A 24,914-nucleotide genomic window follows, 5' to 3' on the forward strand; every position below is an offset into this window, starting at 1 on the left:
CAACCGCTCACCACAGGCCGGGACGATCATTCATTCCGACCACGGGGTCCAATTCACCTCTTGGGCCTTCACCGACCGGGCCCGTAAGTCCGGGCTGGTGCCCTCGATGGGCTCGATCGGCGACTGCTACGACAACGCCGTCATCGAATCCTTCTGGGGCAGAATGCAAACCGAGCTACTGAACCGGCAGCGGTGGGGAACCAGAATCGAGCTGGCAAACGCGATCTTCGAATACCTGGAGATCTTCCATAACCGTCGCCGCTGTCATTCGGCCCTCGGTATGCGATCTCCGATCGAGTACGAGATGATGCAATCGTCCGTCCAACCCGTGGCCTGAAGTCCTGTATGTCGACTCTACGAAACCCGGGGAACATCAGATACCGGACGATGACCGGCCGATGGCTGGGCATCCACGGCGAAGCGTCACCGGACCTGCTCGACGACCTCCTCGGGGGAACCGTGCGGCTACCCGCGTCTCTCACTGCCGCGGCGACCAAGGAGTGCCGACCGCTGGACGGATGGCGCGACCACCCATGGCTGCGCTACAGCCGGGCACTGATTCTCGGACCGGTGACGCGGCGACGGTCGGGTCACGAAGTGTGTGCTACGACGACGAACTCGGGTTGGTCGTCGAACGAATCGGTGGGGCTTAAACGAGTCCCACCGGTCTGAACCCCGCACAGCGGGGCCATTCATTTGCCCACACGCACAGCGGGGCTATTCCCACAACTGCGGGATAGATTGCGTACCAGTTTTTCTGACAGCGCTGTGCCCGGCGAGCTAGGGTACCCAAAAGGGGTTGGATATACACGGACAGCATTCATGGATTGGAGTCCGATGGCATACGGGGGAGACCTTCTGCACGAAGTGCCGTTGTTGCCCTGCGTTTTTCGTGAGGGTTCCGCTGAGTCCCTACCGGTCTGGCCGGCGTTGCAACGCAGCCATGAGGTCGTCGATGTGCCCTTCGAGGTGCCGACCACGTTCGCGGCCGTGCTGAGGCATCTACTGCTGCTGCTGACGATGGACGCGCTCGGGTCCCCGCCGACCCTGAAGGATCGGCGGGCGCGGTTCGAGCGGGGTGGGTTCAGCGAAGACGAACTCGATCGGCTCACGGGCTACCTCGGCCAGTGGTCCAATCGCTTCGATCTGTTCGATCCTGAACGCCCTTTCGCGCAGGTGGCCGGCCTGCGCACCGCGAAGGGGGAAACGAAGGGCGCGGCGTTGCTCGTCGCAACGCAGCCGACCGGTAACAACGCGCCCTTTTTCGCCTCCCACACGGAGGCGGACACTCTTGCGTTGCCGGTTGGTGCTGCTGCGCGTTGGTTGGTACACACGCATGCCTGGGACACTGCGGCGATCAAAACCGGTGCCGTCGGGGACGACCGGGTCAAGAGCGGGAAGACATCGGGCAATCAGACAGGGCCGCTGGGAAATTTGGGTGTCGTGATGCCGGTCGGGGTCACGCTTTACGACACGCTGATGCTCAATACGCCTGTATCCGTGCAAGCTCGGCTCGGCACTCCCCAGTGGAGACGAGACAAGGGCGACCCGAGGTGGGCAGGGGGGTCGCAATGGTCGGCTACCTATACCCCCGACGGTCTGCTGGATCTGTGGACGTTGCAGGCGCGCCGGATCCGGTTGTTTCCGATGGCAACCGAGGCTGGGACGGTCGTCGACCGGGTGATCGTCGCGGCTGGTGACCGGTTGGGTGATGGGACACCCGATTGGGAGACCCATACCGCGTGGCGGCTGGACAAGCCGGCGAAGAACGCACCGCAGGTGCGCCCGGCGAGGCCGCTACGGCATGTGCCGGGCCGAGCGATGTGGCAAGGCGTGCGGGCGCTGCTGGCGCTGGAGGCGGGCAATACCAACACGAAGACGGTGTCGACCCGCACGAGTGAGCTGCTCGTCCAGCTCGCCGCGCTGGACCGGCGCGGGTTGATCGATCGGAGCTACCCGCTACGGGTGGAGGCGTTCGGTATCGAATATGGCAACCAGTCGGCCGTCGTGGAGGACCTGATCCACGACGCGATCCCATTGCCGGTGGCGGCGTTACAGGGTCGGGGCGAGGCATACGACCTGGTGGTCGAGGTTGCTCAGCAGGCCGAGCAACTCGCGATCGCGATCAACCGGCTTACGGCGGAGCTGCGTCAAGCGTCCGGTACCGAGCCAATTCCGTGGAATAAGGGGCAGCGTCCGGGGGAGCAGCTGTACTATGCGCTGGATCCGCTCGTGCGGCGCCTGCTGGCCGGTGTCGGCGCCGACACCGACGATCCTGGCAAGCTCGAGGCGGGGCAGTTGGCGTGGGAGATCCTCGCTGCCCGGGCGCCACCGGTCGGCCCCGCGCACGCGGGGATGGTCCAGGTGAACGATGCGAGGATGACGATGAGGATCCGTCGGCCCCGCGCACGCGGGGATGGTCCGCAGGACATCGACCAGGAACGCCGTCTCGTTGGGTCGGCCCCGCGCACGCGGGGATGGTCCGAACCGCGCGGTGAGCCGCACGCCGCCGCCCTTGTCGGCCCCGCGCACGCGGGGATAGTCCACGGACCGGAGTCGGGCCGGACCGGTGGCGGGAGCCGGCCCCGCGCACGCGGGGATCGCACTGCGCATCGCCTACACCGAGATGCTTGTTCCGTCAGCAATGTATTTCGCCGAAATACACATGTTCGATCATTATCTTCACAGGTCAGCACACCGTTCGGAGTGTTTGATCTCATAATCCTCAGCTCTTCGGCTAACGGGTCGTTGAGCGTGCTCGTGTGGCGTTAGCTGGGCCGGACCCCATTGCAGGGCACCCACTGCCAGATCGTAACTGCGGTCAGGCCGTTGTTGGTGCGTAGTTCGAACTCGGCGTTGAGAAACCAACCAGGTTGGCACTGTGTCCCAAGATCGCTCGCGTCCGCCGGTAGCCCGCCGCTGCTTACGCAAGCGTGGAGGGAGTATGCGAACAGAGAGCGGTGTCAAGTCGTCGCGATCAACACCGCAGCCCCGATCGGTAACCGCTGTCGACTTTCACGGTTCCTGGTCGGCCGGATTGCGCCGACTGAGGTTCACCGCGAATGGTGGACAGGGGTTCAAGCAGCTTTTGCTGCGTCTGTCAGGGATTGCTCGTAGCGTAGGGGGCTGAGCATCCCGAGGGCGGAGTGCCGTCGATCATGGTTGTACTTGTGGATCCAATTGTCAACCGCAGCAACGAGTTCGGTCTTGGTAGCGTAGGCGTGGCGGTAGTACGACTCGTGTTTGTAGGTCGACCAGAGCGATTCGGTGGGACTGTTGTCCCAACATATTCCGGTATCGCCCATCGACCGTTTCAGCTGGTGGCGGTGGCAGGCGTTGACTGTCATCGCCGCGGTGAACTCGCCTCTACGATCGGAATGCAGCACCGTCCCTGCCACCGGACGGCCACGAACTGCTACCGCAGTGTCGATCGCCCGGCAGACCACGTCGGCACCGATGTGATCGGCCACGACGTGGGCGAGCACGCGGCGGGTATGTCCGTCACGGATGGCGCACAAGTACATGTCGCCCTGTCCGCAGGTCAGATATGTGAAATCAGTCGTCCAGACCGCGTCGGGGCGCCCTTGATCGAAGTTGCGGCGAACCAGGTCCGGCGGGAACGACGCGGCGGGATCGGTGATCGTGGTGCGGGCCTTGAACGTGCGTGGGCTGATGCCCTCGATCCCGATCCGGGACATGATCGCCGCGACGGTTTCGGCGCTGACCATCTCGCCACGTGCGCGTAGCTCGGCGGTGATCCGTGCAGACCCGTAGGTACCGTCGGACTCGGCGTGGACGTCGAGGATCTTCACCGCCAGATCGGCACGACGCTGCTGACGCGAGGTCAGGACCGTAGCCGTGCAACGTTTCACATACGCGTAGTAACCCGACGCCGACACTCCCAGCAGGCGTGCCATACGACGGATCGTTGCCCCTCGGGGGCGCCGGTGCCCGCGGTCTCGGCGATGTCATCGGGGCCGGCGTACTTCACCATCAGATCGAACCGGGCCGGTTGGTCTGCATCGCGGCAAAGTACGCCGAAGCTTTTGCCAGGAACGCATTGTCCTTCTCCAGCTCACCGACTTGCCTGCGTAAACGCAGCAACTCGGCTCGCTCGGCCGCGTCCAAAGGTTTCTCACCACCGACCTCGGCCGCGGCGATCCGACGCCGCTCGTCTTTGACCCAGGTACTGAGCACGGTCTCGTGAATACCGAGTTCACGAGCGACCACAGCGATCGGGCGACCGGAATCGATCACCCGATGAGCAGCCTCGACTTTGTACTCGGCCGTGAACGACCGACGCTTGCGAGGAGGCATAACGGACATCCTTACCAGCAGAACCATCGATCCTGCTAACTCGGTGTCCACTACCCGGGGTGAACCTCAGACGCCGAACCTGGACGATGTGTTCGCGGTGGTGCGAATCCTGGAGCTACCTGGTGTGGCATTCCCGCGTGGCGAACCGGGTGGCATCGTGCTCGCGCGAATACTGGACATGTTGGAAGCCTTGGCCAGCGGTGAGGACTACGGCCCACGGCCGGCAGGGGTTGACTCGCGATAGTGATCTGACGAACTGGGCTGAGTGGGTGGAACCGCTGTCGCTGCTGGCGCGTCAGGCCTTGCATGAGATCGTATCTGCGTCTGCGCCGAACCCTGAACCGCCGCTGGACGGCGGCCTTCCGGTGGAGGAGTCCCTGGGGATCTGGATTGAATTCTTCGTCACCTCGATGTAGCGCACGCAAGCCGGCCCAACTATCGCGAGTAAACGACGCGGATGGCGGTGACGCCATGATGCTGCCGTTATCCGTCGTTTCCGCTTCATACGGAAGTCCGTGGCTGGACCGGCCTGCGCTCTGGTCATTCGCCGCTGGGCAGCCTGCCTTCGAGATCTAAAGGTGTCCTGCGGTCACATCTAATCCATTTCGCGCGCTGGTGAGGTGCCTTGTTGGGCACGCGTTGGGCACAAACAAAATCAGGCCCGGTAAAAACCGGGCCTGATTTGGTACTACGGTGGTGCGCGATACTGGGATTGAACCAGTGACCTCTTCCGTGTCAGGGAAGCGCTCTCCCGCTGAGCTAATCGCGCGAGGTGGAGACGGGAATCGAACCCGTGTGCACGGCTTTGCAGGCCGTTGCCTCACCACTCGGCCACTCCACCGCGCAAGGCGGACGGCATCGTTCTATTGCCTTGCCCTACCTCTCGAGCGGATGACGGGATTCGAACCCGCGACCCTCACCTTGGCAAGGTGATGCGCTACCAGCTGCGCTACATCCGCATTCTGCACCTCGGTGGGCTTGTTTCGGCCTCTCCGGTGCGAGACAGAACATTAGCGGACGCCCGATGAAAGGTACAAATCCGCAGGTAAAACCGGGTATATCCCGAAGCGGCCTGCTGTGCCTGGGGTGGCGCGTGTGGTTGATGGGACGTCGGACTCGCACCTGCCTGCGCGCATCCGTGGTCGTGGGTGACAGTGAGTTGGGCGCACGGACCACGGAGGGCCGGTGTGCCTGAAGGGGGTGGCGATCGCCGGATTCTCGGTAAGGGATGGGGCAGATGCTGTGCCGGATCCTCGGCAGACTCATACAGGGAGTGCGTGTGTCCGTACCTCCCTACATCCCGGCCGATGAGCTGGACCGCCGCTGCCGGGGTAGCGATTTGGTGAACCGCCGATGACGCGTGCTATTGTTTCGTCTCGTCCGGAGGGCATCCCCGCGCCGCCCGGAATGAAGTGTCAGGTCTCATAGCTCAGCGGGAGAGCGTCCGCCTCACACGCGGAAGGTCGCTGGTTCGATCCCAGCTGGGACCACGCAATCCCCCCACCATATGGCATGGTCAGGGGGATTTTTTCTCTAAAAATATCGAAGCTGAAACGCTCGATGTTGACCGAGGTTGACCCCTAGTTCGCCTTGATTGAGGCACGCCAGGGGCATGAGAGGGGGGCAAGTGGGCAACGGAATCGTGCTGTCGCAACCGCCTACGCCGAACAGCCCACTGGACCCTGGTACGGCCCAACAAGTTCAACTCGTTGTGCCGTCGGAAGTGGTCGAGAAGCTTGCCCCTCACGATCCCGGTTGGTTCACTCAGCCGATTGCCACATTGATTGCCGCGGCAGTGGCCATTGGTGTCGCTGCGTGGGCTTGGTGGAACGTCAAGAGTCAGATAACGGCCAACGCCGGGAACGTACAACGCCAACTCGATGCCCAGGCCGCACAGTTTCAACTCGTACAGCAGGCGCAGATGGCGAAGGACCGAAGGGCTGAGCGGCTCGCGGCCCTACGAGATGTGATCGATGCTGCCTCGCGAGTGTTGAACGCATTAGGGAACCTGCGTGGTCAGGTGAAGTTCCTCGTCGAGGGGCTCCCAGCATCGGACTTCGAGCTGGCGTCTGAGCGAGTGCACGAGACGTTGGTGACGCTCGCAGCGTCAGTACGGATGATGCGAGCCCTTGGGGTTCCAGAAGTGCTGGAGCATTGGTTGGACGTCCACAACGAGGCCAGCTTCTATGTGCTGAACGTCAAGACTTATCTGGAGGACCCTGACCTTGATAACACTCCGTTTCAGGACAGTCCCCCTGAGATAGCGTTCGGAGCCTGGATTCAAAAGCATCACGAGTTTCTTGAGTCGGTGTCGGCGCTGCTCGACAAGGTCGATACCTAGCGGGGCTGGCCCTGCTGGGTGGTGGGTTGCACCCATAGGCGGGCTGGCTGCGCCTGCCCCTTATCGGCGTGCCTTTCGCGCGTAGAGGCTCCGGGGTCAAGAGTCGGCGAATGCCGATCACGTAGTGACGCCGTAGGCGCTCTTGACGCTGGAGGGGCGCGTGAACACAATGCAGGCCACCACACAGCAGGGCCAAGCGGCCGAAGGTCGCTTGATAGTTCGGCAATCCGAGGAAAGGGGGCCGAAGCCCCAGGTCACTTCTGCCGGTGACCGTCCCTAATCGACTTCGAATCCGCCGAGTTCCTGGTGGTGACCACAGCCGGTCGACCGGGCAGAGTGCCGGTGGATTCGTGTTCGGCTGCGGGAGGTAAGTCGGGTACGGCTCCCGGCGCGCCCAGCACTGAGAGGACGTTGAGAGAAGTGGTCAGACAGGACCACGGGACGTTCTGCTACGGCGCAAACGTGTCGCCGACGCGCCGACGCGCCGCAGGCGACGCCTCATCAGCCGCGCTGCGCGTCGAAGCGCGGCGGCGGCGCGTATGCGCCGCCGCAGGCGCTCCTTGATCCTGTATGGCGAAATTCGGCAACGACTGTTCAACTGTGCCGCGCGTACCATGGCGGCCGTGAACGAGGCTATGGCTGAGCTGCTGTCTGCGCTGACAGATTCGCGCCGCGCTCACTCGATTGGCGTTGGGCAGCGAATGGAGAGTGTTGCGAAGCTCTTGCCGGCGGGAATACGTGCAGACGCGGTCACTGCGGCGTATCTCCATGACGTGGGCTATGGGCACCCGGACATTGGATTTCACCCGCTCGACGGTGCTCGTCTGCTGCAGTCGCTCGGGTATTCGCAGGTCGTATGTCACATCGTCGCGTTCCATACGGCAGCAGAGGTCGAATCCGAGGTGCGTGGTCTGGATCCGCGCATGTTCGATGAGTTCCGGCTGACCGACGTGGTTGGACTCGATATGGCCGACGATTTCATGTGGTGGGCCGACCTCTCGACCGGGCCAAACGGGGAGGAGTTCTCGGTGGATGAACGGCTGGCAGAGATCCTGCGAAGATACGAGCCGGGCAGTGTGGTACACACCGCGATCACACGAGCAGAACCGCGGCTGCGGATGGCGGTTCAGCGGGCGTCGGGATCGATGTAGGGCTCGTTCTGACTCAGTGCCCAGTCGATCCTCTTTCGCTGGCTGCGGTCCATGCTGAGCGACGGGATCTGTTGGACGGGTACCCACTCGACCCGTGTGCTTTCGTCGCTCGTTGTGGGCTGCCCGCCGATCGGCACACCGCGATAGACCACGGTGAATTCCTGACGGACCTCGTCGTTGCTGGTGTAGTGAATGACGTGGGTTGGATCTGTGAAGATTCCGACGATTCCGGTCACGTGGATGTCGACGCCGGTCTCTTCTTGTGTCTCGCGAACGGCGGTACGGCTGAGCGATTCGCCTGGGTCATGTGCACCGCCAGGCATGGACCAGTTTCCGTTATCGGACCTACAGATGAGCAAGACTGCGCCGTCCTCGTAGACGAATGCGGCTGCGCTCGGTCTGACGCTATTCGCTGTCGGCGCGTTGGGATCCTGGTGGTAATCGATTCGGCGTCCCATGAGGTCAGATTACGCGGGGCGGCCGGTCTTCCAGACAGCTTCGAACGACTCCAGGTAGTAGGAGAACAGGTGCCCACCCGGAACTTTCTGTAGGTGCTGCACTGGAGACTTCGCTGCATATGCGCCGTAGCTGTGGGTGTTGACGAGCATCGAGTCACCGAAACGGTAGATGCTGTTGTACAGGGTCGTGCGATGGGTTCGGATATCAACCATCGGCAGGTCCATGGTTTCTCGGAGGTATTCCAGGGTCGACAGGCACCGCTGGGGAAGTGACGGTAAGCCCTCCTCGCGGCTTCGGGCGAGAACCTCTGGCGAGTCGCTCTCTCCGAGAAGGATTCGAACCTGCACACCTGCATTTGCTTTGGTTCGAACGACGTTCACGAAGTCCAAGGACTCCACAAGGAAGCCTCCCGCGTACACCAAGACGTCAATCTGGCCGGTCGCTTGCCGCATGAGCGAACGCCAAACCTCATGGGGTACGTCGGGTCGGGTCGGCCATGTCTGCACCAGCTCCGACAGTGAAGCCGTGGCAGACCGGCTGCCAGCCAAAAGTTCGGGCCAGAGGTAGGTCTCATCGCGTCCCACTTCGCGAGCGACCTTGAGTCGAAGGCCAGGATGCGGACAACGGTCCTGTGTGATCCATCGCTCGACCGTCTTGGTACTGATCTCAAGCCGTTCGGCCAGTGCGTGTTTCGTGAGGTCCGCAGCCGCCATCGCGCCTCGGAGTCGTTCGTTCGTCATGCCCCAATTCTACGTTTAAGTGTCCCTAAGTGTCCCAAATATTGGGTTATTTCGTCCCTATATGTCGCGAGATCCTAGATGTGTCGGAGGAAACAGATCCTCTTACGGCGGCATAACCCAAGTGACACAAGGAGATTCAGAGATGGCGATCAGCAAGGGTTTCAAGTTCCCGATCGAGTCCTCGCAAGCCTTCCCGAAGCGGCTGTTGCTGATGGGAGGGATCGGTCCGGCGATCAAGTACAACCCGGACCGCAACGCGCTGCCGGAGCAGAAGTACGACATCGACCCGAAGACGGGGGAGGGCACGGGCCTTCCGTTGTGGACGGCGACGGTAACCGACCCGCACGAGGCCAGCGATGGCAAGGGCAAACGAGCGTCGTTCGAGATCACGTTTGTCTCGCGTCATCAGCCGGTCCCGGCTGGCGAGCAGATCGCGGACGGTATTTGGTTCATCGAGCTGGAAGGCGTGACTGCTGAGCCGAAGGTGATGGGGCAGGGCGAGTTCAAGTACCTCGGCTACCAGTTCCGTGCGACCGGGATCAAGGGCGACAACAACACTCCGAAGGCCAACGCTGGCAACGGCAACGGCGCGAAGACGGGTGCGTAATGACCGTCGAGGATGTTTCGCTGCGGATGCGGTGGGCGCGGGCGGCGGCGGTGTTGATCATCGTCGGAGTCGGTGTCGCCGCGTTCGTCCTCAGCTACGAAACATTGCGCGATCTGGCGGAGTTGGCGCGGATCGAGAAACGGATCTCGTGGCTGTTCCCAGTGATCGTGGACGGCACCATCATTCAGGCCACGGTGTCGGTGATGGTGCTGTCCAACCGGCCGAAAGAGCGTCTCTGGTTCTCCTGGGTCCTCGGTGTCGGCGCGGTGGTGTCGGTCGCCGGCAACAGCTTGCATGCCTTCACTGATGGGCATCCGCTTCCGGCCTGGCAAGCGGCTGTCATCGCGGCTATCGCCCCGATCGCCTTGTTGGTGGACACCCATGGCGGGGTGATGCTGTTCCGCGCCGCTCAGCGCAAACCCGTCGAGGAACCAGTCCGGGAAGCTGTTGCGGCACCTGTCCCGGACCAGGTGTCGGAGAACGAAGTGCCCGCGGTCGTGGCGCCCAAGCCTGAGCCTGTGAACGTTCCGCTTCTAGCTGCTGCGGCCGTGGCTCCGGTCCGGCCTATCCGGCCCGCTCGGCCGATTCCTGTTCCTGTTCGTCCGTGTCCGGTTCAGCCGATGCTGCCGCTCGCGATTGGGGGTGTGTGATGTTCACGTTCGTTATGGCTCGTCCTGGTGTGGTGGCGTTGTTCGTGGTCGCCGCGCTGGTGGTGCTGCCTTTGACACTGCTGCTCACGGTTGGTCGTGAACCGACTGCGACGGTTCCGGTTTCGCCTGTTCGGTCGGATGGCTGCGTGATGTTCTGCGCTGGCTCGGTGGTCGAGGGTGGTGATCGGTGATGTCGGTAACTGCGGCTCTGGTCACTGCCGGTGTTGCGGTGACCTCAGGGTTGATGTGGCAGTGGCGCCGCGTCGGTGCCGGTTCGGTTCCGACCCCGCAAGACCACGCGGGCGCCGCTCCACCCGAGCTTCGGACCGCGGTGCTCGTGGTGACTGATCCGGCGCAACTGGCGGTGATGTGGCCGGCGTTGGGTCTGGGGTCGTGGCAGGTCGGTTACCCGAACGTCCTCGCCGCTGAGTACACCCCGTTCGGGATGTCGGTCGAGGTCCAGATTTTGGGTGGTCAGAAGCTCAAGGACTGGAACAACGAAGACACCCTGGATGTCCTGGCCCAGTACCTAGGTGTCCCGACGGTGACCGCCACATCGACCGGCCCGGGCTTCGTCCGCCTGGACCTGCGCGTGTATGACACCCTCGCTGACGCTGTCGCCCCGCGACTGCCTGCTGACGGGGTGGATTTGGAGGCGGTTCCGGTCGGACTGACCGAAGACGGCGAGGTGTGGAGGGTTCCGGTACAGGGCCGTCACGTCCTGATGGGTGGCCGTACCGGGTCGGGTAAGTCGGGTGTGCTGCAAGCCCTGATCTACGCCCTGGCTCCGGCTATCGCGTCGGGTCGGGTGGATTTGCGGGTGCTCGACCCGAAAGGCGGGATGGAACTGGGGTTCCTGGAGCCGATGTGTACCCGGTTCCACTGCACCATGCCCGAAGAAATGATCGGCATGTTGGAAGAGACCGTCACAGACATGCAGGAAGCAGCCAACCGGTACCGCGGCAAGACCCGCAAACCCGTTCCGACCCGGGACAACCCGCTGACGGTGATCATCATCGATGAGGCGGCCACGCTGTCGGCGTTCACTGATTCGAAGTTGCGGGACCGGTTCGAACGCGCTCATGGCATGTTGCTGTCCCAAGGTCGTGCACCGTTGTTCTCGGTGATCGAAACCGTGATCGATCCGTCGAAAGACACTGTGCCGCAACGGCAGTTGTTCCCGTATCGGATCGGGTTGGGGATGGACGAACCGACCCAGGTAGCGATGATTCACGGCCAAGGCGCTCGTGAGCGGGGATCACGCTGCGACGAGATCTCGACCACGACTCCGGGTGTTTGTTACGTGCAGGAGGACGGTAAAGCCTCCGTTACCCGGGTGCGGGCCTATCACGTGACCGATGACGACATCGATTGGATGGTGGCCACCTACGCACCACGCCACGACATCGTCGACGTCACCCCCGATCCGGATTTCGATCCGGCCACGTTCGACCCCGATGACCTCGGCGACGGTGACACGGGCGAGGTGGCGGCATGAAACGGGGGCTCGTGACCGAACTGCATGTGGTCGTGTACTGCGACGGTTGCGGTGACATCTACAGCGACGACGACGGCGAGTCGATTTGCTTCGACTCCACCCACCAGGCTGTTTCCTACATCAACGCCCGTAGCGCTCGCGTGGGCTGGCGCTATGACGGCGACCGCGTGCTGTGTGTCCACTGCGTGGCTGTCATCTGGTGCCCACACGGACACCACTTCCCCGATGTCTGGCAGATCACTGTCTGGCCGCTGGGCACCACCACCCGTTCCCGCACCTGCGAGGTATGCGGCATCCGCGAAATGGAGATCCTTTCATGAACATCAAGCGCACCCACCTCACCAGCACCGGCGCGGATGTCGTGATCGATCTTCGGGCACGTCGCCGTTGCCAACTCGAAGCCCGTGGCCTGGACCCGGTCGCGGTCGCGGTGAACCTGCTGGTGGAGACCGGTTCGGTGCCCGGTTGGGACATCAGCGGCTACGACGGTGATGACGGGGCGGGGTGGGCGGCATGACCGCGATGGGTCGTCCCCGGCTGCTGGACCTGTATTGCTGCGCCGGCGGTGCCGGGATGGGCTATCACCGGGCCGGATTCGAAGTCGTAGGCGTGGACATCGCACCGCAACCGCACTACCCGTTCGAGTTCCACCAGGCCGACGCGTTGGAGTTCCTGACCGCCCACGGCCACGAGTTCGACGTAATACACGCCTCCCCACCATGCCGCGACCACACAACCTTGGTGTCCCGCGCCGGTGTCGACGGGTCGGGCTGGCTGCTGGACGCGACCCTGCACCAGCTCGCCGGCCAGCCGGTGGCGTGGGTGGTGGAGAACGTCATGGGTGCGGTGATGCGGGCGGATCTGGTGTTGTGCGGCAGCATGTTCGGGCTGCGCACCTACCGGCACCGCAAGTTCGCCATCGACCCGCGTATCCCGCTGCTTCCTCCGCTCCCGTGGCATCCCGCCCACACCGCCCGCACGAGCACGAAGAAACGTCGGCGTGACTTCGACGCCGGCATGCACATCTCCATCACCGGTGACGTCGGCTCCTGGCTGGGACCGGCCTGTATGGGCATCGACTGGATGACCGGGGCCGAACTGTGCCAGGCGATCCCGCCCGCCTACACCGAACACCTCGGCCGCCACCTTTTGCCCGCGGTAACCGGAATCCCGCAAGCAGGTGCGGCATGACCACCGATCACACGGCCGAACCGAAGCCGGTGAACCCGATCGTCGCCGCTGCCGCCGCGGGGCGTCGCAGCAAACGTCCCCGCCGCATCCACAAAGACCTTTATGCCAGCTGCGACGGGCAACTGACCTTGTTCGACCCTGCCACCACGAGGAACGACCGATGACTACCGACACCAGAACCACTCGTCTCGACCCGTTCGACCTCGTCGGGCTGGCCCTACTGAACACCGTGTGGGGGATCGTCATCGGCCTGTGGTGGCTGATCCTGTTCCCGGTCATCTCCATCCCACTCGCCCTCACGGCTGCCGCGTGGGTGGTGTTGGGGTGGCCGTTCGGTGTCGCGGCTGCCGGGGTGTCCGTCGCGGGGATCATGCTGTGGCAGCGGATGCGGCCGGAGATGTTCGAGCGATGGGTCACCCAGCGGGCCCGCACCCGCTACCTGACCTGGACCCGCTACCGGCGTCGCTGGGCCAAGCTCATGACTGCCTGCCACCTGTGCATCACCCAGGACGACCGCACGTTCATCCCTCGCCTGCTCGATGTCCGGATCGGTACCGCGGTCGATCGGGTCCGGGTGCGGATGCTCGACGGGCACTGTCCCGCTGACTTCGAGAACCGTGTCTCGCACCTGGCTCACGCCTTCCGGGCTCTGGAATGCCGGGCCACCATCACCGGGCCCGGCACCGTCGAACTGGTCTTCCGGCACTCCGACGCCCTGGCAGACACCATCGTGCTGCCCCGTGTGGATCACTGGACCAAGCCGAAGGCGGCCTGATGGAAACCACGACCAATACTGATGTGGTGCCGGTCCGGCAGACAGCGGCCGAGCGTCGTAGCCTGCCGGATTTCCGGTCCGTCGCCCAGGATCTCGCCGACGAGCACACCGTGTGCCGTCGCCCGGTCCCGATGCGCACCGAGGATCCCAAGACGCTGACCGTCTCCTACGTCGGGTCGCCCTGCAAGTCCACCGTGGCGTCGGTATGCCCATCGTGCGCTGCCAAGGCGCGCTATCTGAGGATGACCCAGTGCCGGGAGGGCTGGCACCTGGACACCGAACCGGTCAACACCCCGGACCCGGCCAGCGACGTGCAGAAGGATCTGTTGCGCGCACGTTCGGACCTGTACGTGCAGTACAAGGACGCGGTCGCCGCTGGTGATGGTGTTCTCGCCGCAGCGGTCAAAGACATCGCGACCAGCTTGGATGTCGAGTTGCGCGAGACCGGTTTCCGGGGCCGGCTTCCCGCCTTCGATGCCTCGACCTCCGAACGTCGCCAGCGGTCGACCCGCCGCCGCCAGGACGCCCCGAACCTCCCACGTAAGAAGGTCACCAAGACCACGGTCGGCAAGGTGATCGGCGGCTACCGGTCCTCGATGATGGTCACATTGACCATGCCGTCCTACGGGTCGATGAACCAGGACGGCGCGTTCGATGCCGAGGGCAAACCGTGTGGTGATGGTTCACCCCGGCGACCCGACGAGTACGACTACACACGCGCCGCGCGGGACATCGTGCACTTCTCCAAGCTGGTGGATCGCTGGATTCAGAACCTGCGTCGCGTGGTCGGCTACGACGTCCAGTACTTCGCCACCGTCGAACCCCAACGCCGCGGTGCCCCGCATCTGCACCTGCTGCTGCGCTCGGCTATCTCCCGGGAAATCCTGCGTCTGGTGACTGCGGCGACCTATCACCAGGTGTGGTGGCCGCATCACGACCAAGAGGTGTACTCCGGCGACCGGCTGCCGGTCTGGGACCACACCATCGGCGGGTTCACCGACCCCGACACCGGGACCGCGCTGCCGACCTGGGACCAGGCTCTGGACGTGATGGATTCGGTGGACGAGCTGGAGCCGGCCTACGTCGTGCGTTTCGGCGAACGCATGGACGCCGGCGACATGAAGGGCTACATTCCCGGTCCGAAGGCCGATCGGGCTATCGGTTACGTCACCAAGTATCTGACCAAGTCCATCGGTGAAGTCCTCGACACCGACTCGACTCGTACCGGCGTGCACTACGACCGTCTTCACGATGAGTTGTGCCGGACCCCGTGTTCGCCGCGGTGCGGGGTGTGGCTGCGCTACGGCATCGTCCCCAAGGGCGCCAGCGACAAGACCGTCCCCGGACGTTGCAAGTCCAAGGCACACCGTCGAGACACCCTCGGGTTGCCTGGTCGGCGGGTGCTGGTCTCGCGTCGCTGGTCGAACAAGACCCTCCCAGACCACAAGGCCGATCGCGCCGAGTTCGTTCGGCAACTCCTGCGCGCGGTCGGGATCGTCAAGCCGGACCGCTCGCACGTGATCGTGACCCCGGTCGAGAACGGCGACAAGAACGTCCCACCGCGCGATCACCTGATCATGGCCGCGATCTCCCAACGCATCACCTGGCGAGCCGAATACGACAAAGCCATGCTCGCCGCCGGACCACCAGCGGCACAAGAAACTTCGGCAATTCGGCAAGCGGCATAGGGGAGGACAAGCAATGGATATCGGACCTGGCTACGTGGACGTGCAGGGAGCAGCGGTGTACCTGGGCACGGGGGTGCGGTTCATACGTCGGCTGGTCGCCGAACGGCGAGTGGTGTTCTACAAGGTTGGCGCGCATGTGCGGTTCAAGCTCGCTGACCTGGACGCATACGCCGTCGCCGGCAAAGTCGAGCCGATCGAGGTTCGCTGGAGCGGTGGCAGGGTGGTGGCCTGATGGGACGTAGACGTTTCGGCAAAGTGCGCAAGCTGCCCTCTGGCCGGTTTCAGGCATCATTCGTCGGCCCGAATGGCAAGCGCCAGAACGCACCTCACACCTTCCGAACGAAGACCGACGCTGATCGCTATCTGGTGAACGTCGAATCCGACATCAGCCGTGGAACTTGGCTCGATGAGCAGATCGGGCGGCAACTGTTCGAGGACTACGCCCTGGCCTACCTGCGTGACAGTCCCGATGTCGGTCCGCGGTGGGAAGAGACGTGCAAGCGGAATATGCGCCTGCACATGACCGAGTTGCTCGACAAGCCACTGATCGCGATCACTCCGCCCGTGGTGCGTAGTTGGCACGCGAAGGCGACAGCGGGCACTGGGGGCAAGACGTCGATCGCGCAGTCCTACCGGTTTTTGCGCACAGTGATGAACTGCGCCGTCCGTGATCAGGCGATCGCGGTGAACCCGTGCAGCATCAAGGGCGCCGGTTCGGATCGGGCGAAGGAACGCACCGTTGCCAGCCCGGCTCAGGTCGCGGAGCTGGTGGAGAAGATCACACCCCGATACCGGGCTGCGGTGCTGCTGGCTGCCTGGTGCGGTCTGCGTCGCGGGGAGATCATCGGTTTGGCGGTCGTGGACTTGGACCTGGTGGCCGACGAGGTCCGTGTTCGACGCAACCGGGTGGAACTGCTGGAGTCGGGTGTCGCGTTCGACAAGGATCCGAAGACCGATGCCGGGAAGCGACCGGTGTCGATCCCTCCGCACCTGCGCCCGTTCCTCGTGGAGCACTTGGAGCAGTGGGCGGGGGAGACCTGGTTGTTCGTTGGGCAGGACCGTCAGCGGATGCGTGGTAATTCGATCTATCAGGCGTTCGTGCGGGCACGGGATCGGGTCGGAGTTGATGTCACCTTCCATGATCTTCGTCACACCGGTCAGACGTTGGCGGCAAGTACCGGGGCCACACTTGCGGACCTCAAGAAGCGATTGGGGCACGCTTCGACTGCTGCAGCACTGCGGTATCTCCATGCGGTCGACGGCCGGGACAAGGAAGTCGCTGCGGAGCTGAGCAAGCTCGCTGCCAGGGGAAACGCCGTCGAACTGCCCCGAACGATCATCGTGAAGCACTGACGGACCTAGGGCACGTTTGGGGCACGCGCGGGTGTGCTAGTCTTCTGACCTGCAACGATGCGCCTGCCTCACACGCGGAAGGTCGCTGGTTCGATCCCAGCTGGGACCACTCACGAACGAGACCGGAGCGAATTGAGCCCGGTCTTTTTTCTTGCCTATCTCTTGATCGACATCGATGGTTCGGTGCCCGGTCGTTTCGCATCCGGGGTCTGCTCAGGGCGGGCCGATTCGCGGCGAACCTGTGACCGTGGTCACAGTTTGATAGCAGTTGCATGGGTTTGCACCCGAAACCTTTCCTCGGACTTTGGGAAGTCTTTACCATTGATCTGACCTCAGCGTCACGAGTCGTCGCTTCGCGAGCGGCCGAGCGTTTCGCCCGCAAGTGCTGCGATTCCAGAACATGTTCGACCGATGGACCGGATCGACGCGATTCGGCGAAGGAGAAATATGTCCACCGATCGGGTAGTCGAGCCGCCGCGATTCGAGTCGGCCGCCACCGTCGCCGTCGCTGTCATGGAGGTTCGCGACCATGTCTAGTCGGGGTGGGTCGCAGCGGCTGGAACGTGCGAATCATGGTGCTGTGCAACCTGAGTGGCGTTCGGAGGGCCGAGCGATTCGGCATCGCGAACATGGTGGTGTGGTGCGAGACGTAAGACGCCCGTGTGATCGGTCGCCGGGGGCTCGGGCACCGATGTGTCGCGGCGTCGAGACCGCTCTTCGACATCCCGACACCTGAACGATCGAGGTCGCTTTCCGTGAGATCGGCGCGTTCGTCGGCGACACCGACTGTCGGACCGCGGCGATGCCGGTCCGACGATGTGAAAGCGCCGGTCGGGCCACTGTCTCAGCGCCGCTGTGCGCCAGGTCATTGCTGATTACGACGCACAAACAGTGAGGAGTAACACACAATCCACGCACTTCTCAGGCTTTGCTAAGTCTTTACTAATAGACTTGTCCCGGTTTACATCCCGACTCATCGTCGAGTTGGGTTCTGCTCCACCGCGAGATGCCGGTTCGCGGTCTTGTGCCCTGTTGGACATGTTGATCGTCAACCGACCTCGGCGAACCAGCCGAGTCGGCGAAGGAGAGTCATGGCTATCGATCACGATCTAGCCCCGCCGATGTCCCCGCCCGTCGAGACGGGATCGGACCGCAGTTCCGCGCCGTGGTCCGATCGCCTCAATTCGATCCTGCGGCACGATGTGCCTGCCTCGATCGTTGTTTTCCTGGTCGCGTTGCCGCTATCGCTGGGTATCGCCGTCGCTTCCGGGGCGCCGGTTGCCGCTGGTCTGATCGCGGCCGTGATCGGCGGTATCGTCGCCGGCCTGCTCGGCGGTTCGATCCTGCAGGTGAGCGGACCCGCGGCGGGCCTCACCGTTGTCGTCTCCGAAACCATCAGTCAATTCGGCTGGCGAACAACCTGTTTCATCGTCGTGGCGGCCGGAGTGCTGCAGATCCTGTTCGGGCTCAGTCGTATTGCCAGGGCCGCTCTCGCGGTAGCGCCGGTCGTGGTCCACGCGATGCTGGCCGGGATCGGCATCACCATTGCGCTGCAACAGATCCACGTGCTGCTCGGAGGTTCCTCACACAGCACGGCATGGAAGAACATCACGGAGCTGCCCGAGCAGCTGATGTCGTTGCACGGCGGCGGCGCTTTCATCGGCGTGACCGTCATCGTGATCATGATCGGCTGGAAGTACTTGCCCGCCAAGGTCCGCCTGGTGCCCGGTCCGCTGGTGGCGGTGCTCGCGGGCACCATGCTGTCGCTGGTGCTGCCGCTCGGCGCCGAGCGAATCGTGTTGAACGGCTCATTGTTCGACGCGATGGCCTTGCCGCAGCTGCCGCGCGGCGATTGGTCGGCCGTCGTGCTCACCATCATCACCGTCGCGTTGATCGCCAGTGTGGAGAGTCTGCTGTCGGCGGTGGCCGTGGACAAGATGCACACCGGTAAGCGCGCGAACTTCGATCGTGAGCTGATCGGCCAGGGATCGGCGAACGTGCTGTCCGGTCTGCTCGGTGGTCTGCCGGTCACCGGTGTGATCGTGCGTAGCGCCACCAATGTCCAGGCAGGGGCGCGCAGCCGGGCTTCCGCGGTGCTGCACGGCGTGTGGGTGCTGGTGTTCTCCGTGGCGCTGGCCTCGATGGTGGAGCAGATCCCGAAGGCGGCGCTGGCCGGTCTGCTGATCGTGATCGGTTCCCAACTGGTCAAGCTGGCGCATATCAAACTGGCCCGGCGTACGGGCGATCTCCTGGTGTACGCCGTCACGGTGCTCGGTGTGGTGTTCTCGAACCTGCTCGAGGGTGTTCTGATCGGTCTGGGTGTGGCCTTTGCGCTGCTGCTGTGGCGGGTGGTCCGGGTGAAGATCGCCGCCGAGCAGGTCCAGAATTCGCAGCGTTGGCTGATCACCATCGACGGATCGGCCACCTTCCTCGCGTTGCCGAAGCTGTCGGCGGTGTTCGCGAAAGTGCCGTCGGACGCCGACGTGGCGGTCGAGATGACCGTCGACTTCCTCGACCACGCCGCCTTCGAGGCCATCGAGGCGTGGGCGAGCCAGCAGACGAGCAACGGCGGCACCGTCGAGTTCGTGGAGATCGGCGGCGCCAGGATGGCTCACGCCACCGCGGGGCCGCCCGCGCGTAGCTTCGCCCGCTCGGTGTGGGACGACGTTCTCGGCCCGTGGCGTCGTGACGAGGAACACGACAACCCGGTCGCGGCGGGCGTGGCGGCGTACCACCGCAGCCACGCGCACGTGGTGCGACCGCACCTGGACGAGCTGCGGGACAAGCAGGATCCGGATTCGTTCTTCCTGACCTGCTCGGACTCGCGGATCGTGCCGAACGTCATCACCAACAGCGGTCCGGGTGACCTGTTCACCGTGCGCAACGTCGGGAACCTGGTGCCGGCTGCCGGTGACGCGTCGGTCGAGGCCGCGTTGATCTTCGCGTTGGAGCAGTTGAACGTCCGATCCGTCGTGGTGTGTGGGCACTCCTCGTGCGGCGCGATGGCGGCGCTACGCTCCGGTGCCGAGGTCCCCGGCGTCGACGCCTGGCTCGCACACGCCAAACCGAGCCTGGAGCGCTACCGAATCGGTCATCCGGTAGCGGTTGCGGCGCAGGCGGCCGGATTCGGCGAGGTCGACCAGCTCGGCATGGTCAACGTCGCGGTGCAGTTGGAGGTGTTGCACCAGCACCCGGCGGTGCGCAAGGCGATCGCCGAGCGTGGCGTGCAGGTGTCGGGGCTGTTCTTCGACATCGCCAGTGCACGGGTCATCGAGGTGACCGTGGACGGGCTGGCGCATATCGAGGATGCCGGTCGCCGTCGCCGCGTCGCACCCGAGCTCGTGTGATCGACGAGGACAGGCGAACCCGTCCGGGCCGCGGTGCTCGGGCGGGTTCGTCGCATCCTTCGACCGAGGGACGGAAATCGGGATGTCCGATTTCTCGTACCCTGGGAACGTGACTGTCGACCTGCACACGAGCCCGAGCGGGGAGCAGACCGGTTGGCGCGCCTTTCGAGCCAGGCTCGCCGGGCGACCCACGCTCAACCTCGTCTACCGGACCGCGGTCGCGGTGGCCGGACTCGTCGTCCTCGCCGTAGGCATTCTGGCGATCCCCTATCCCGGTCCCGGTTGGGCGATCGTGTTCGCCGGACTCGGCATCCTCGCCACCGAATTCGCCTGGGCGCGCCGGGTGCTCGGCTGGCTGCGGGAAAAGTACCGGCAGGGAATGGCGTGGTATCGAGCGCGGGGTCCGGTGCTGCGGGTGGTCACGGCGATCGCCACGGTTGTCGTGGTCGTCGCGACGGTGTGGGTACTGGGAACGTTCGGGATCGTCGGTAGCTGGATCGGAGTCGAATGGCAATGGTTGCGCAGTCCGCTGAAGTGGTGAACCCCGTCCCGGGGCGGCGACTCACCGAGGCCGAGTGGCTGGTCGGGCGGATCGCGCGGCTGGGCCACTCCTGGGGGACGACATCGCTGCGCATTGCCGGGACCGTGTGGTGGTGCATGGTCGCCTCCGCGCTGGTGGAGCGGATCGCGCGGGCCTACGCACAGGGCGAGCAGGCGCCGACGGTCGCGCTGGATCGGCTGGACTGTGCGGTGCGTCCGGACGGTGGTATCGAGCAAGTGCACCTCCGAGCGGGCAGCCGCGAATCGGCTGGCGATGCCGCCGAGCTACGCGCGACCCTCGCCGCGGTGATCGCGCCGGTGGCCGAGGTGTCCGGCGCGGGCGTGCCGTCGCTGTGGGCGATCGCGGCCGATGCGATCGGCAACCGTGCGTTGGACGCCGGTTCGCCGGACGCCGGAGCGCGGCTGGCGGTCGCGGTCGGCGGCAAACTCCCGGTGCCGCGGTTCGTCGAGATCGGCGGACGGACGTTCGTGCGGCGGATCTCCTGCTGCCTGGTGTTCGAGGTGCCCGGCTGCCAGATGTGCACCAGCTGCCCGAAACGCCCGGCCGACGAACGTACGGCGCTGTTGGCAGCCCTCGCTGCCGAGAGCTGAGGAACTCCGGTGACGTGACAACTGATCTCGCGGCAACCGGGGTAGTTCGCCGCGTACCCGCAGAACCAGCCAGTCCTACGCCTGCCGGACCGCGAGGGACGCCACTCGGATCTATCCGACCGGCACAAAACGTGAAGCGGCGGGACAGTAGCATGGTCGCGCCGGAGCGAACACGCGATCGGCCATGATCCAGCGGGAAGCCACCCGCACACGAGAACGCCAAGGAGAGCGCAGTCGTGACCACCTCAGCCCCCATCAGCCCAGTCGCCCTCGTCCGGGTGCCGGCCGGGACGACGGCGGGCGCCGCGGTGCGTGCGGCGGAACTGCCGACCAAAGGCCCCGACACCGTGGTGGTCGTCCGCGTGGACGGCGAACTGAAGGATCTGTCCTGGACCCCGGCCGTCGACGTCGACGTGGAGCCGGTCGCGGCGAACACCGAAGACGGCCGCAGCGTCATCCGGCACTCCGCCGCGCACGTACTCGCCCAGGCGGTGCAGCAGGAATTCCCTGAGGCCAAGCTCGGTATCGGCCCTTACATCAAGGACGGCTTCTACTACGACTTCCGAGTCGAGCGGCCGTTCACCCCGGAGGATCTGGTCAAGCTGGAATCCCGGATGAAGAAGATCGTCAAAGGCGCGCAGCGGTTTTCGCGCCGGGTGGTCGAGGTCGAGGACGCCAGGGTCGAATTGGCCGATGAGCCGTTCAAATTGGAGTTGATCAGCGACAAGTCGGGCATCGATGACCCAGAGGTCATGGAGGTCGGCGGCGCCGAGCTGACCATCTACGACAATCTCGATCCGCGCACCGGCGAGAAGATCTGGGGCGATCTGTGCCGCGGTCCGCACATTCCGACCACCAAGTTCATCCCGGCATTCAAGCTGACCCGCAGTTCAGCCGCGTATTGGCGCGGTGACCAGAGCCGCGAGGACCTACAGCGCATCTACGGCACCGCATGGGAATCCCAAGAAGCGCTCGACGAGCACATGCACTTGCTGGCCGAGGCCGAGCGGCGCGACCACCGCAGGCTCGGCCTGGAGCTGGACCTGTTCAGTTTTCCCGACGAACTCGGTTCCGGCCTCCCGGTGTTCCACCCCAAAGGCGGCATCATCCGCAAGGAATTGGAGGAGTACTCACGCCGTAGGCATGTGGCGGCGGGCTACGAGTTCGTCAACACCCCGCACATCACCAAGGGCCACCTGTTCGAGGTCTCCGGCCACCTGGACTGGTACCGCGACGGCATGTTTCCCGCGATGCACCTGGACGCCGAGCTCAACCAGGACGGCACCGTCCGCAAGCCCGGCCAGGATTACTACGTCAAGCCGATGAACTGCCCGATGCACAACCTGATCTTCCGAGCCCGCGGTCGGTCGTATCGGGAGCTGCCGCTGCGGCTGTTCGAGTTCGGGTCGGTCTACCGCTACGAGAAGTCCGGTGTGGTACACGGCCTGACCAGGGTGCGTGGCATGACCCAGGACGACGCCCACATCTACTGCACCAAAGAGCAGATGCACGGCGAGCTGACCAGCACGCTGCGATTCGTGCTGGATCTGCTGAAGGACTACGGCCTCGACGACTTCTATCTCGAGCTGTCCACCAAGGACCCGCAGAAGTTCGTCGGCTCCGACGAGATCTGGGCGGAGGCTACCGAGACCCTGGCCGAGGTGGCCTCGGCCTCGGGTCTGGAGTTGGTGCCCGATCCGGGTGGTGCCGCGTTCTACGGCCCCAAGATCTCGGTACAGGCCAAGGACGCGCTCGGCCGCACCTGGCAGATGTCGACCATCCAGCTGGACTTCAACTTGCCGGAACGGTTCGACCTGCAGTACACCTCCTCCGACGGCACCAAACAGCGGCCGGTGATGATCCACCGAGCCCTGTTCGGCTCGATCGAGCGGTTCTTCGGTGTGCTCACCGAGCACTACGCGGGCGCGTTCCCCGCCTGGCTCTCGCCGGTGCAGGTCGTCGGCATCCCGGTCGCGGAAACTTTTGTCGCGCACCTCGATCGGGTGATCGAGCGCTTGCAGGACGAGGGTATCCGCGCGCAGGTGGACCACAGCGACGACCGGATGCAGAAGAAAATCTTCAACAACACCGCGCACAAGGTGCCGTTCATGCTGCTCGCCGGTGAGCGCGACGTGAACGCGAACGCCGTCAGCTTCCGCTTCCGAGACGGCACCCAGGTCAATGGTGTGCCGGTGGACGATGCGGTGGCCACCATCGTCGCGTGGATCACTCGCCGCGAGAACGCGTCGCCGACAGCGGACGGTTTCGAGATTCGATCAGTGGACAAGGGCCGGGCATGAGCGAACGCACGGTGCCGGATGGGCTCGCAGATCTGGACGAGACCACGGCGTCGGCCGAGCAGGGGAGCATTGTGGACACAGGCGCCGGGGAACCGGATCGGCTGCAACGATTGTGGACGCCGTATCGGATGTCCTATATCGCGGAGGCGGCCACGTCTGGTCTCAAGGATTCGACGGGCCACCCGTTCACCGACATTCCGAAGATGTCCGACGAGGACGGATTGGTCGTCGCCCGGGGCGAACTGGTGTACGCGGTACTCAACCTGTATCCGTACAATCCCGGGCACATGATGGTGGTGCCCTACCGCAAGGTGGCCAATCTGGAGGACCTCACCGAGGCCGAGAGCGCGGAACTGATGGCATTCACCCAGCAGGCCATCCGGGTGATGAAGAAGGTGTCCCGACCGCACGGCTTCAATGTCGGGCTGAATCTCGGTGGGGTGGCGGGCGGTTCGCTGGCCGACCATCTGCACCAGCACATCGTGCCGCGCTGGGGTGGGGACGCGAACTTCATCACCGTCATCGGCGGGGCGAAGGTGATGCCGCAACTCTTACGTGAGACCAGGGCGCTGCTGTCGGCGGCCTGGAAGGAGGCTTAGATGAGCCGTGCGGATCAGCCGTGCTGAGCTTTTTCGGCCGCGACACATTCGCCAGGGCGACGGCGCCGCTTGGTAAGGCGCTGGTCAGCACGGGACTCACGCCCGATGCCGTGACACTGATCGGTACGACAGCCTCGATCGTCGCCGCGGCCACGTTGTTCCCGACCGGACATCTGTTCTGGGGAACCATCGTGATCTGGCTGTTCGTCATGTTCGACATGCTCGACGGCGCGATGGCCAGGGCGCGCGGTGGCGGCACGAAATACGGCGCGGTGTTGGACGCCACCTGCGATCGTGTGGCCGATGGCGCCATCTTCGCGGGCCTGGCCTGGTGGTCGGTCTTCCACGAGCACCATCGGCCGCTGTTCTTCGCGACACTCGTCGTCCTGGTCACCTCGCAGGTGATCTCGTACGCCAAGGCCCGTGCCGAGGCCAGTGGCCTGTCCGCGGACGGCGGCCTCATCGAACGACCGGACCGACTGGTCATCGTCCTGGTCGGGGCGGGGCTCACCGGCATCGGTGGACACTGGGGTATCGACTGGCTCACCTATGCCGTCCATGTGGCGATGTGGATTCTCGCGATGCTCAGCATCGTCACCGTTTTTCAGCGGGTACTCGCGGTCCGGAACTCACCGGGAGCACGGGATGTGCTCCCGTCCCGGACGCCGCGGAATCCGAGCACCGGAGCTGCCGACGCTCCGGAGTTCCCGTCGTGACAACCCCTTGTGCCGTACGCCGATACACCG

The 24,914-nt window shown here is 64.4% G+C and carries 28 protein-coding genes, 4 tRNA genes, 1 pseudogene and 1 CRISPR repeat array; of the genes and pseudogenes, 26 read left to right on the top strand and 7 right to left on the bottom strand.

From position 1 onward, the window contains the following. The 3 genes and pseudogenes from AB0B25_RS05295 to casA form a co-directional block, all read left to right on the top strand. A partial coding sequence (locus AB0B25_RS05295) for an IS3 family transposase (RefSeq protein WP_357175040.1) occupies positions 1–337 on the top strand: 337 nt, incomplete at its 5' end. 50 nt (positions 338–387) lie between these two features. Beyond that, positions 388–672 carry a hypothetical protein gene (locus AB0B25_RS05300; RefSeq protein WP_357175043.1) on the top strand — a complete coding sequence of 95 codons (285 nt, stop codon included), beginning with the start codon at positions 388–390 and terminating at the stop codon, positions 670–672. Positions 673–837: 165 nt separating this feature from the next. Further along, positions 838–2,298 (top strand): annotated as a pseudogene (gene casA, locus AB0B25_RS05305) (type I-E CRISPR-associated protein Cse1/CasA); the annotation flags it as partial. 36 nt (positions 2,299–2,334) lie between these two features. After that, a CRISPR array of direct repeats spans positions 2,335–2,601; the repeat unit is 23 nt; unit sequence GTCGGCCCCGCGCACGCGGGGAT. Positions 2,602–3,077: 476 nt separating this feature from the next. On the opposite strand, the gene AB0B25_RS05310 reads toward casA, so the two are convergent. Next, positions 3,078–3,926: an IS3 family transposase gene (locus tag AB0B25_RS05310; RefSeq protein ID WP_357175736.1), complete on the bottom strand. Its 849-nt coding sequence runs from the start codon at positions 3,924–3,926 to the stop codon at positions 3,078–3,080. 67 nt (positions 3,927–3,993) lie between these two features. Beyond that, the gene (locus tag AB0B25_RS05315; RefSeq protein WP_357175046.1) at positions 3,994–4,317 is read right to left on the bottom strand and encodes a transposase; all 324 of its coding nucleotides are present in this window, start codon (positions 4,315–4,317) and stop codon (positions 3,994–3,996) included. Between the two features lie 43 nt (positions 4,318–4,360). Here AB0B25_RS05315 and AB0B25_RS05320 point away from each other — a divergent pair, with 43 nt between their 5' ends. After that, positions 4,361–4,561 (top strand): hypothetical protein, encoded by a 201-nt coding sequence (locus AB0B25_RS05320; protein WP_357175049.1) that lies wholly within the window; start codon positions 4,361–4,363, stop codon positions 4,559–4,561. 25 nt (positions 4,562–4,586) lie between these two features. Continuing rightward, positions 4,587–4,733 (top strand): hypothetical protein, encoded by a 147-nt coding sequence (locus AB0B25_RS05325; protein ID WP_357175052.1) that lies wholly within the window; start codon positions 4,587–4,589, stop codon positions 4,731–4,733. A gap of 278 nt (positions 4,734–5,011) precedes the next feature. On the opposite strand, the gene AB0B25_RS05330 is transcribed toward AB0B25_RS05325, so the two are convergent. The 3 genes from AB0B25_RS05330 to AB0B25_RS05340 all read right to left on the bottom strand — a co-directional run bounded on the left by AB0B25_RS05330 (position 5,012) and on the right by AB0B25_RS05340 (position 5,276). Then, a tRNA-Val gene (locus AB0B25_RS05330) sits at positions 5,012–5,086 on the bottom strand. Position 5,087: 1 nt separating this feature from the next. After that, a tRNA-Cys gene (locus tag AB0B25_RS05335) sits at positions 5,088–5,158 on the bottom strand. Between the two features lie 45 nt (positions 5,159–5,203). Next, positions 5,204–5,276 (bottom strand) — tRNA-Gly (locus AB0B25_RS05340). A gap of 459 nt (positions 5,277–5,735) precedes the next feature. Here AB0B25_RS05340 and AB0B25_RS05345 point away from each other — a divergent pair. From AB0B25_RS05345 to AB0B25_RS05355, 3 genes are all read left to right on the top strand, one after another. Continuing rightward, a tRNA-Val gene (locus AB0B25_RS05345) sits at positions 5,736–5,807 on the top strand. Positions 5,808–5,944: 137 nt separating this feature from the next. After that, a complete protein-coding gene (locus AB0B25_RS05350; RefSeq protein ID WP_357175054.1) occupies positions 5,945–6,658 on the top strand; it encodes a hypothetical protein in 714 nt (237 codons plus the stop codon). Between the two features lie 623 nt (positions 6,659–7,281). Then, positions 7,282–7,809, top strand: coding sequence for an HD domain-containing protein (locus AB0B25_RS05355; protein WP_357175057.1), 528 nt, complete (start codon positions 7,282–7,284; stop codon positions 7,807–7,809). On the opposite strand, the gene AB0B25_RS05360 is transcribed toward AB0B25_RS05355, so the two are convergent. Continuing rightward, positions 7,785–8,267, bottom strand: a complete 483-nt coding sequence (locus tag AB0B25_RS05360) for an NUDIX domain-containing protein (RefSeq protein WP_357175059.1) — start codon at positions 8,265–8,267, stop codon at positions 7,785–7,787. The two genes, AB0B25_RS05355 and AB0B25_RS05360, sit on opposite strands and share 25 nt — an antisense overlap. A gap of 9 nt (positions 8,268–8,276) precedes the next feature. After that, entirely contained in the window at positions 8,277–9,008 is a 732-nt protein-coding gene (locus AB0B25_RS05365) for an XRE family transcriptional regulator (RefSeq protein ID WP_357175061.1), read from the bottom strand. 142 nt (positions 9,009–9,150) lie between these two features. On the opposite strand from AB0B25_RS05365, the gene AB0B25_RS05370 reads away from it, so the two are divergent. The 18 genes from AB0B25_RS05370 (at position 9,151) to pgsA (ending at position 24,884) form a co-directional block, all read left to right on the top strand. Next, entirely contained in the window at positions 9,151–9,615 is a 465-nt protein-coding gene (locus tag AB0B25_RS05370) for a hypothetical protein (RefSeq protein ID WP_357175062.1), read from the top strand. Then, positions 9,615–10,265 carry a DUF2637 domain-containing protein gene (locus tag AB0B25_RS05375; RefSeq protein WP_357175065.1) on the top strand — a complete coding sequence of 217 codons (651 nt, stop codon included), beginning with the start codon at positions 9,615–9,617 and terminating at the stop codon, positions 10,263–10,265. The genes AB0B25_RS05370 and AB0B25_RS05375 overlap by 1 nt, the downstream gene beginning before the upstream one ends. Further along, positions 10,265–10,456 (top strand): hypothetical protein, encoded by a 192-nt coding sequence (locus AB0B25_RS05380; RefSeq protein WP_357175068.1) that lies wholly within the window; start codon positions 10,265–10,267, stop codon positions 10,454–10,456. Before AB0B25_RS05375 ends, AB0B25_RS05380 begins: the two co-directional genes overlap by 1 nt. After that, positions 10,456–11,763 (top strand): FtsK/SpoIIIE domain-containing protein, encoded by a 1,308-nt coding sequence (locus AB0B25_RS05385; RefSeq protein WP_357175071.1) that lies wholly within the window; start codon positions 10,456–10,458, stop codon positions 11,761–11,763. The genes AB0B25_RS05380 and AB0B25_RS05385 overlap by 1 nt, the downstream gene beginning before the upstream one ends. Further along, positions 11,760–12,083 carry a hypothetical protein gene (locus AB0B25_RS05390; protein ID WP_357175074.1) on the top strand — a complete coding sequence of 108 codons (324 nt, stop codon included), beginning with the start codon at positions 11,760–11,762 and terminating at the stop codon, positions 12,081–12,083. Before AB0B25_RS05385 ends, AB0B25_RS05390 begins: the two co-directional genes overlap by 4 nt. Continuing rightward, positions 12,080–12,280, top strand: coding sequence for a hypothetical protein (locus AB0B25_RS05395; RefSeq protein WP_357175077.1), 201 nt, complete (start codon positions 12,080–12,082; stop codon positions 12,278–12,280). Before AB0B25_RS05390 ends, AB0B25_RS05395 begins: the two co-directional genes overlap by 4 nt. Then, positions 12,277–12,954, top strand: a complete 678-nt coding sequence (locus AB0B25_RS05400; protein ID WP_357175079.1) for a DNA methylase — start codon at positions 12,277–12,279, stop codon at positions 12,952–12,954. Before AB0B25_RS05395 ends, AB0B25_RS05400 begins: the two co-directional genes overlap by 4 nt. Next, positions 12,951–13,118, top strand: a complete 168-nt coding sequence (locus AB0B25_RS05405; protein WP_357175082.1) for a hypothetical protein — start codon at positions 12,951–12,953, stop codon at positions 13,116–13,118. Before AB0B25_RS05400 ends, AB0B25_RS05405 begins: the two co-directional genes overlap by 4 nt. Further along, on the top strand, positions 13,115–13,729 hold the full coding sequence (locus AB0B25_RS05410; protein ID WP_357175085.1) for a hypothetical protein: 615 nt from the start codon (positions 13,115–13,117) through the stop codon (positions 13,727–13,729). The genes AB0B25_RS05405 and AB0B25_RS05410 overlap by 4 nt, the downstream gene beginning before the upstream one ends. Beyond that, a complete protein-coding gene (locus AB0B25_RS05415) occupies positions 13,729–15,417 on the top strand; it encodes a replication initiator (RefSeq protein ID WP_357175088.1) in 1,689 nt (562 codons plus the stop codon). Before AB0B25_RS05410 ends, AB0B25_RS05415 begins: the two co-directional genes overlap by 1 nt. Before the next feature lie 13 nt (positions 15,418–15,430). Next, positions 15,431–15,649, top strand: coding sequence for an excisionase family DNA-binding protein (locus AB0B25_RS05420; RefSeq protein ID WP_357175091.1), 219 nt, complete (start codon positions 15,431–15,433; stop codon positions 15,647–15,649). Next, positions 15,649–16,770: a site-specific integrase gene (locus AB0B25_RS05425; protein WP_357175094.1), complete on the top strand. Its 1,122-nt coding sequence runs from the start codon at positions 15,649–15,651 to the stop codon at positions 16,768–16,770. Before AB0B25_RS05420 ends, AB0B25_RS05425 begins: the two co-directional genes overlap by 1 nt. Positions 16,771–17,861: 1,091 nt before the next feature. Beyond that, a complete protein-coding gene (locus tag AB0B25_RS05430; RefSeq protein ID WP_357175096.1) occupies positions 17,862–20,117 on the top strand; it encodes a bifunctional SulP family inorganic anion transporter/carbonic anhydrase in 2,256 nt (751 codons plus the stop codon). Between the two features lie 109 nt (positions 20,118–20,226). After that, on the top strand, positions 20,227–20,658 hold the full coding sequence (locus tag AB0B25_RS05435) for a TIGR02611 family protein (protein WP_357175099.1): 432 nt from the start codon (positions 20,227–20,229) through the stop codon (positions 20,656–20,658). After that, positions 20,625–21,269, top strand: a complete 645-nt coding sequence (locus AB0B25_RS05440; RefSeq protein WP_357175102.1) for a (2Fe-2S)-binding protein — start codon at positions 20,625–20,627, stop codon at positions 21,267–21,269. Before AB0B25_RS05435 ends, AB0B25_RS05440 begins: the two co-directional genes overlap by 34 nt. A 236-nt stretch (positions 21,270–21,505) precedes the next feature. Continuing rightward, entirely contained in the window at positions 21,506–23,569 is a 2,064-nt protein-coding gene (gene thrS / locus AB0B25_RS05445) for a threonine--tRNA ligase (RefSeq protein ID WP_357175105.1), read from the top strand. Then, positions 23,566–24,168: an HIT domain-containing protein gene (locus AB0B25_RS05450; protein ID WP_357175108.1), complete on the top strand. Its 603-nt coding sequence runs from the start codon at positions 23,566–23,568 to the stop codon at positions 24,166–24,168. Before thrS ends, AB0B25_RS05450 begins: the two co-directional genes overlap by 4 nt. Before the next feature lie 20 nt (positions 24,169–24,188). Further along, a complete protein-coding gene (gene pgsA / locus AB0B25_RS05455) occupies positions 24,189–24,884 on the top strand; it encodes a phosphatidylinositol phosphate synthase (RefSeq protein ID WP_357175111.1) in 696 nt (231 codons plus the stop codon). Positions 24,885–24,914 lie beyond the last annotated feature (30 nt).

It is taken from the genome of Nocardia sp. NPDC049190, from assembly GCF_040648115.1.
Taxonomy (GTDB): domain Bacteria; phylum Actinomycetota; class Actinomycetes; order Mycobacteriales; family Mycobacteriaceae; genus Nocardia.